The 7,687-nt window shown below is 60.3% G+C and carries 8 protein-coding genes; 7 read left to right on the forward strand and 1 reads right to left on the reverse strand.

Features of this window, described 5'->3' with window-relative positions; genetic code table 11:
* The 7 genes from B3V69_RS03810 to B3V69_RS03840 all read left to right on the forward strand — a co-directional run.
* A partial coding sequence (locus tag B3V69_RS03810) for a sigma-54 interaction domain-containing protein (protein WP_296443947.1) occupies window positions 1-1,143 on the forward strand: 1,143 nt, incomplete at its 5' end.
* Between the two features lie 156 nt (window positions 1,144-1,299).
* Complete coding sequence (locus B3V69_RS03815; protein WP_296443949.1) at window positions 1,300-2,499, forward strand: substrate-binding domain-containing protein; 1,200 nt, start codon at window positions 1,300-1,302, stop codon at window positions 2,497-2,499.
* Between the two features lie 155 nt (window positions 2,500-2,654).
* Window positions 2,655-3,431 carry an ABC transporter ATP-binding protein gene (locus B3V69_RS03820; RefSeq protein ID WP_296443950.1) on the forward strand — a complete coding sequence of 259 codons (777 nt, stop codon included), beginning with the start codon at window positions 2,655-2,657 and terminating at the stop codon, window positions 3,429-3,431.
* Entirely contained in the window at window positions 3,428-4,153 is a 726-nt protein-coding gene (locus tag B3V69_RS03825; RefSeq protein WP_296443953.1) for an ABC transporter ATP-binding protein, read from the forward strand. Before B3V69_RS03820 ends, B3V69_RS03825 begins: the two co-directional genes overlap by 4 nt.
* A complete protein-coding gene (locus B3V69_RS03830; RefSeq protein ID WP_296443955.1) occupies window positions 4,150-5,133 on the forward strand; it encodes a branched-chain amino acid ABC transporter permease in 984 nt (327 codons plus the stop codon). The genes B3V69_RS03825 and B3V69_RS03830 overlap by 4 nt, the downstream gene beginning before the upstream one ends.
* A 27-nt stretch (window positions 5,134-5,160) precedes the next feature.
* The gene (locus tag B3V69_RS03835) at window positions 5,161-6,234 is read left to right on the forward strand and encodes a branched-chain amino acid ABC transporter permease (RefSeq protein WP_296443957.1); all 1,074 of its coding nucleotides are present in this window, start codon (window positions 5,161-5,163) and stop codon (window positions 6,232-6,234) included.
* Window positions 6,231-7,112 (forward strand): alpha/beta fold hydrolase, encoded by an 882-nt coding sequence (locus B3V69_RS03840; RefSeq protein ID WP_296443959.1) that lies wholly within the window; start codon window positions 6,231-6,233, stop codon window positions 7,110-7,112. Before B3V69_RS03835 ends, B3V69_RS03840 begins: the two co-directional genes overlap by 4 nt.
* A 373-nt stretch (window positions 7,113-7,485) precedes the next feature.
* On the opposite strand, the gene B3V69_RS03845 is transcribed toward B3V69_RS03840, so the two are convergent.
* Window positions 7,486-7,687 (reverse strand): hypothetical protein (locus B3V69_RS03845; protein WP_296443961.1); only part of this gene is annotated, 202 nt, incomplete at its 5' end.

Below are 7,687 nucleotides of genomic sequence, written 5' to 3' on the forward strand. Positions count from 1 at the left end.
GGTATCGTGCTGTTTGACCATGCCGAGACCAGCCTGCAGCCCCTGGTGGGCAAGTTCGCCCTGTTGCAGCGCGACCTGGATGATGCCCGGCGTGAGCTGGCCAGCCAGCGCATCAGCCAGGAAAAAAGCCAGCGCAGTGGCCAGCGCCAGTCCAGATATACGTTTGCCAGTTTTGTGGGCGCCAGTCCTGCCGCCGTGGAAGTCAAGCGGCAGGCGCGCCGGGCGGCGCAAACCGCCAGCCCGGTGCTGCTGCTGGGGGAAACCGGCACCGGCAAGGAGTTGCTGGCGCACGCGATTCACGCCTCCTCTGCGCGGGCCGATGGCCCTTTCATCAGCTTGAACATCGCGGCGGTGCCCGATACCTTGCTGGAGGCCGAGTTTTTTGGCGTGGCGCCTGGCGCCTACACCGGTGCCGACCGCAAGGGGCGCGAGGGCAAGTTCCGGCTGGCCCATGGCGGCACGCTGTTTCTCGATGAGATTGGTGACATGCCGCTGGGCTTGCAGTCCAAGTTGCTGCGCGCCTTGCAGGAAGGCGAGATCGAACCGCTGGGTTCCAACAAGCTCATGCCTTTTGACGCGCGGGTGATTGCCGCCACCTCGCGCGATTTGAACAAGCTGGTGCGGGAAGGCAACTTTCGTGAAGACCTGTTCTATCGCCTGAATGTGCTGCCGATTCGGGTGCCACCCTTGCGCGAGCGGCGTGAGGACATACCGGCCTTGGTGGAGGTGCTGGGTGAAGACATGGCCTTGCGCAGTGGCGCGCAGCCACCCGAGCTCAGTGCCGACGCGCTTTCCCTGTTGTCGGCACAAGTGTGGCGGGGCAATATCCGGGAGTTGCGCAACGTGCTGGAGCAGGCCACGATGCGCAGCGATTCGCATCGCATTCTTGCGTCACAGCTGCAAGCTGTGCTGCGTGAATCGGGCGTTGCGCAGGTGGAGCCGGTGCCAGCGCTTGCTACACCAGGCGAGGCGGCGTCGGCGGTCACCGCGACGGTCCGGCCCCTGGCCGAGCAGGTGGCCGAGCTGGAGCGCCAAGCCATCGAAGCAGCCATGACCGCAGCCCGCGGCAACAAGGCGGCGGCCGCAAAAATGCTGGGGATTTCCCGTGCAACCCTTTATGGACGTCTCGACGATGTTGCATAAAAATAATACATAACGTCTAAAATAAAGACGTTAATTATGTACATATTTCATACATATTCATTGAAATTTAATTTTATTTCAATGAAATCAATGACTTGCAATTTGGCATGGTTGGTGCATAGTCTCTCAGACTAATTGTTATAACAGGAGACAAATATGCATCGTCGTACTTGGGTCGCGCGCACCGCGCTGGCCGCTACCGCACTGGCCTGTGCCCTGGCTTCCCCACTGGCTTTCAGCCAATCCAAGGAAATCAAGATTGCCCACATTTACAGCAAGACCGGCCCGCTGGAAGCCTACGGCAAGCAAACCGCGACCGGCTTCATGATGGGTCTGGATTACGCCACCGGCGGCACCATGATGGTGGCCGGCAAGAAACTGGTCGTGATTGAAAAAGACGACCAAGGCAAGCCTGACCTGGGCAAGAGTTTGCTGGCTGCGGCCTACGGCGACGACAAAGTGGATCTGGCGGTGGGCCCGACCGCCTCGCCGGTGGCGCTGGCGATGTTGCCGGTGGCCGAGGAATACAAAAAAATCCTGCTGGTCGAGCCGGCCGTGGCCGATTCGATCACGGGCGAGAAGTGGAATAAGTACATTTTCCGTACCGGGCGCAATAGTTCGCAGGATGCAATTTCCAACGCGGTGGCGCTCGACAAGGCAGGCATCACGATTGCCACCCTGGCGCAAGATTCCGCTTTTGGTCGTGACGGCGTCAAGGCCTTCAAGGAAGCGATCAAAAAAGCCAAGCTGGTCCACGAAGAGTATTTGCCGCCGGCCACCACCGACTTCACGGCCGGGGCGCAACGACTGATCGACAAACTCAAGGATCAACCCGGTCGCAAGGTGATCTTCATCATCTGGGCCGGCGGTAATCCGTTCAAGATTGCCGATATGGATTTGAAACGTTACGGCATCGAGATTGCCACGGGAGGCAATATTTTGCCGGCCATGGCGGCTTACAAGCAGTTTCCGGGCATGGAAGGTGCCGCCTATTACTACTTTGGTATCCCGAAGAACCCGGTCAACGAAGCCATGGTGGCCCAGCACTACAAGCAGTTCAAGTCGCCGCCGGACTTCTTCACGGCCGGTGGCTTCTCGGCCGCGATGGCGGTGGTCACGGCGCTCAAGAAATCCAATGGCGATGCGACAGCGAACACCCTGATCAAGACCATGGAAGGCATGAGCTTTGACACGCCCAAAGGCAAGATGACTTTCCGCAAGGAAGATCACCAGGCCATGCAGAGCATGTACCACTTCAAGATCAAGGTGGACCCGGCGTTTGCCTGGGGCGTGCCTGAACTCGTGCGCGAGATCAAGGCGGAAGAGATGAATATCCCCATCCGCAACAAGCGCTAATTGATGAGGTGCTCGGCTACTGCGCAGGCCGATAGCGGCGTTGCGCAGTGCTCGAAATCCTCACGTACCTGAGTACGTTCCGGTTTCTGCGCGCTGTGCGCCTTGCTCTCGACCCGCTCGCTACGCCGCTCCCCCCATCAAGGGAGCTTTAAAACATGCTTGAAACCAAAGAACTCACGGTTCGCTTCGGCGGACACGTGGCGGTGAATGCCGTCAGCTGCGTTTTCCGGCCCGGCACGCTGACCGCCATCGTCGGCCCCAATGGGGCGGGCAAAACCACGTATTTCAATCTTATCTCGGGCCAGATCAAGGCCACAAACGGCGAGGTGCTGCTCAACGGCAACAGCCTGGCGGGCATGAGTCCGTCGGCCCGAACCCGCGCCGGGCTGGGGCGGGCGTTCCAGCTGACCAACCTGTTTCCAAACCTGTCGGTGCTGGAGAACGTGCGGCTGGCCGTGCAGGCAGCACGTTCCGGGGCCCATTTGCGCGGCCTCAATCTCTGGACCATCTGGAGCGATCACAAGGCCTTGACGCAGCTCGCCGAGGAAGTTCTGGATGCCGTGGCCATGAACGACAAACAACACACACTGGTGGCCAGTTTGCCGCACGGTGACCAGCGCAAGCTGGAGGTCGCCTTGCTGATGGCGCTGGAACCCGATGTGTTCATGTTCGATGAACCGACGGCCGGCATGAGCCATGAAGAAGCGCCGGTCATTCTCAACCTGATTCGCGCGCTGAAAAACGACAAGACCAAGACCATTCTGTTGGTGGAACACAAGATGGACGTGGTGCGCGAACTGGCCGACCGCATCATCGTGCTGCACAACGGCTCGCTGGTGGCCGATGGTCAGCCAGCGGAAGTCATTGCCTCGCCGATAGTGCAGGAAGCGTATTTGGGTGTGGCCCCGGTCATGGCGGGGGAGGGCGCATGAGCGACACTCTTCTCAAGCTGGAGGGGGTGCATACCCACATCGGCGCCTACCATATCCTGCATGGGGTGGATCTCGCGGTGGCGCGTGGCCAGCTCACCATGCTACTGGGGCGCAATGGCGCGGGCAAGACCACGACGCTGCGCACCATCATGGGTCTGTGGCAGGCGTCCCAAGGCCGCATCACGTTTGGGGACAAGGACATCACGGCCTTGAGCACGCCACAAATTGCCGGCCTGAACATCGCCTACGTGCCCGAGAACATGGGCATCTTCTCCGACCTCACCGTCAAGGAAAACATGCTGCTGGCCGCGCGCCAGGCCAAGCGCGCCAGCCAGATGGACGAGACGCGTTTGAAGTGGATTTTTTCGCTGTTTCCTGCCGTCGAGAAATTCTGGAATCACCCGGCGGGCAAGCTCTCGGGGGGGCAAAAGCAGATGCTGGCGGTAGCGCGCGCCATCGTGGAGCCGCGCGAACTGCTCATCGTGGACGAGCCCAGCAAGGGGCTGGCGCCTGCCATCATCAATAATATGATCGACGCCTTTGCCCAACTCAAGGCCACCGGCACCACCATTTTGCTGGTGGAGCAAAACATCAATTTTGCCAAACGGCTGGGGGATCGCGTGGCCGTGATGGACAACGGTTGCGTGGTGCACGCGGGTTCGATGAAGGAACTGGCCGAGGACGAAGAACTGCAGCAGGCGCTGCTGGGGTTGGCGATATGAAACAGATCGACTTCGACTGGAAGCCCCTGGTGCTGGTGCCCCTGCTGGCGCTGCTGGTCCTGCCCTTTATCGGCTCGGCTTCGACTTGGCTGACACTGACGGTGGCGGGCGTCGCCATGGGCATGATCATCTTCATCATCGCCTCCGGACTCACCCTGGTGTTTGGCCTGATGGATGTGCTGAATTTCGGACATGGCGTGTTCATCGCGCTGGGTGCGTTTGTCGCCACCACGGTCCTGGGACTGATGGGCGACTGGACGGGCTCGCAGGATCTGTGGCGCAATCTGGTGGCCGTGTTCCCCGCCATGCTGGTGGCCATGGCGGTATCAGGCGCCGTCGGGCTGGCCTTTGAGCGTTTCATTGTGCGACCGGTCTACGGGCAGCACCTCAAGCAGATTTTGATCACCATGGGTGGCATGATCATTGGTGAAGAACTCATCAAGGTGATTTGGGGTCCTGCACAAATTGCCTTGCCCCTGCCCGAAGGCCTGCGCGGCGCCGTGCTGCTGGGCGACGCCGTCATTGAGAAGTACCGATTGCTGGCCATGGTGGTGGGCTTGGTGGTTTTTGCCGTGCTGGCCTGGACGCTGAGCCGGACCAAGATTGGCCTACTGATCCGCGCCGGGGTGCAGGACCGCGAGATGGTGGAGTCGCTCGGCTACCGCATCAAGCGCCTGTTTGTCGGTGTGTTTGTGGTCGGCAGCGCCCTCGCCGGTCTGGGGGGCGTCATGTGGGGGCTGTACCAGCAAAACGTCACGCCACAAATGGGCGCGCAGGTCAATGTGCTGATCTTCATTGTGATCATCATCGGCGGCCTGGGCTCGACCGGCGGTGCTTTGATTGGCGCCCTGTTGGTGGGTCTGATGGCGAACTACACCGGCTTCCTGCTGCCCAAAGTGGCGCTGTTTTCCAACATTGCGCTGATGGTAGCGATTCTGCTGTGGCGTCCGCAGGGTGTGTACCCGGTGGCGAACCGATAAAAAGCCATGACTTTTGAGAGTTGACGTATGCTGAAAAGAATCCTCTCCAATGATTTCCCGCGCAGCCGCGTGCTGGCGGTCTTGCTGGTCGTGCTGCTGATTGCACTGGCCGGCGCGCCCTTTATTTTTCCGGGCGTCAAGGCGCTCAACGTGGCGGCCAAAGTGCTGGTGTTCATTGTGTTGGTGGCCAGTTTTGATTTGTTGCTCGGCTACACCGGCATCGTCAGTTTTGCGCACACCATGTTCTTTGGCATCGGTGCCTACGGCATCGCGGTTGCCACCACCCGCATGGGGCCGACCTGGGAGGCACTGGCGGTGGGGCTGGTGTCCTCACTGGCGCTGTCGTTTGTGCTGGCCCTGCTGGTGGGGCTATTTTCGTTGCGGGTGCGGGCCATCTTTTTCGCCATGATCACGCTGGCCGTGGCCTCGGCCTTTTTGACACTGGCGTCGCAACTGTCCGACATCACGGGTGGCGAAGACGGCCTGAGTTTCAAAGTACCGGAAGTGCTGTCACCTAGTTTTGAATTCATGGCGCAGCCCTTTCTGGGGGTCATGCTGGACGGGCGGCTGCTGTGCTACTACCTGCTGTTTGCGCTGGCGCTGGTGCTCTTGCTGGCGATGCTGCGCATCGTGAATTCACCGTTTGGCCGTGTGCTGCAGGCGATCCGTGAGAATGAGTTTCGGGCCGAGGCCATCGGTTACCGCGTCGTGGTCTACCGCACCACCTCCAGCATTTTGTCGGCGCTGTTTGCCTGCCTGGCTGGCGCCATGCTGGCACTCTGGCTGCGCTACAACGGGCCCGATACCTCGCTCTCATTTGAAATCATGATGGACGTACTGCTCATTGTGGTGATTGGTGGCATGGGCACGATTTACGGCTCGGCCATCGGCGCCGCACTGTTCCTGGTGGCGCAGAGCTACCTGCAGGATTTGCTGCGGCTGGGCAGTGAAGCGGCCTCGTCCTTGCCCTGGCTGGCCGCCTTGCTGTCGCCAGACCGCTGGCTGCTCTGGCTCGGTGTGTTGTTTGTTTTGTCGGTTTACTACTTTCCCACCGGGGTTGTCGGGCGCTTGCGCGCCGCTGCCGCAGGAGGTAAATCATGAGCCTGAATCCTCTGTTTTCTTCCCACTACATCACCTGCGCCGGGCGCGAAATTCACTACACGGAGTGGGGCGCGCAGCATGCGCGCAGCGTGATCGCGTGGCACGGCCTGGCCCGCACCGGACGCGACATGGATGAGCTGGCGGAGCACCTGAGCGCGCGTGGCTACCGGGTGATTTGTCCGGACACCATCGGGCGCGGCCTGAGCCAATGGAGCCCGGTGCCGGCGCAAGAGTACTGCCTGTCGTTTTATGCCCGCATCGCGCAAGAGTTGTTTGATCAGCTCCAGATTGAAAAGGCGCATTGGGTGGGTACGTCCATGGGTGGCGCCATTGGCACCGTCTGCGCGGCGGGCTTGTTCCAGCCCGGCATGCGGCAGCGCATCCAGAGCCTGACCTTGAACGACAACGCACCGCAGCTGGCCGAGGCTGCCATCAACCGCATTCGCGCTTATGCGGGTAGTCCACCGGCTTTTGCCACCGTGCTGGAACTGGAGGCGTTCTTTCGACAGGTATACAAGCCCTACGGCGTCTTGAGCGACGCGCAGTGGCGGCGATTGACAGAAACCTCCACACGCCGTTTGCCGGACGGCCGTGTCACGCCGCACTACGACCCGGCCATGGTGCAGCAGTTCATCAGCCACCTCGACGATTATTTGATTTGGGACCATTACGACGCGCTCAACATCCCGGTGCTGTGTCTGCACGGGGCTGACTCGGACTTGGTGCTGCGTGAGACGACCGACCAGATGCTGCACCGCGGCCCGGGCAGCAAGGGCCTGACGCAGGTGATCGAGGTCAGTGGCTGCGGTCACGCGCCGGCACTCAACGTGCCCGAGCAGCTGGACCCGGTGGCCGCGTTCATAAAGGCCGCAGGTTGAATCTTGATTGCTATTAAAGTTATAGCGTCATATGTAGTATTTACGGGGGCTACTGGCCTGTTTTATTCAAGAGAGAAGGGACCTTTCGGGGGCCTTGAAAATCAGTGATACTCTGCCCGTATAACCGCTCTAACTGCCTGCCAAGCACGCTAGATACAGCATGTTGGCTGAGATCAAGGGGGCGGCAAGCGACGCAAACCCCGCTATGTGCGCTAGCGTCCAGACGTTGCTCTGAGGTCGCGGCTACATTTCAAACGGGTGGACTTTAAAACCCCCGCTATGTCTCCCCTGAGCGGGCCATCGAGAGGTGGCTTCTACCCGGCCAAGGTGCCGGGTTTTTTTTCGTCAGGCGCTTCTCAGCGGCGGGCTCGACCTAGTAATTAACCCACTGTTGAATCTTCTGGCTAGGTTGCGAGGGTGTCGCGTCCGTGGCGGTCGCACGTATCACGTCACTTGAGCCGTCTGCCTCAATGGCCCTATCGTGGAGCTCAGATGCAGCAAACACGCCCACGATGGCCGCCAGTATTGATAAACCCAGTACACCGATGACTGTTTTCATTTCAAACCCTCCAGCG

The organism is Rhodoferax sp. UBA5149 (genome assembly GCF_002413825.1).
Taxonomy (GTDB): domain Bacteria; phylum Pseudomonadota; class Gammaproteobacteria; order Burkholderiales; family Burkholderiaceae_C; genus Rhodoferax.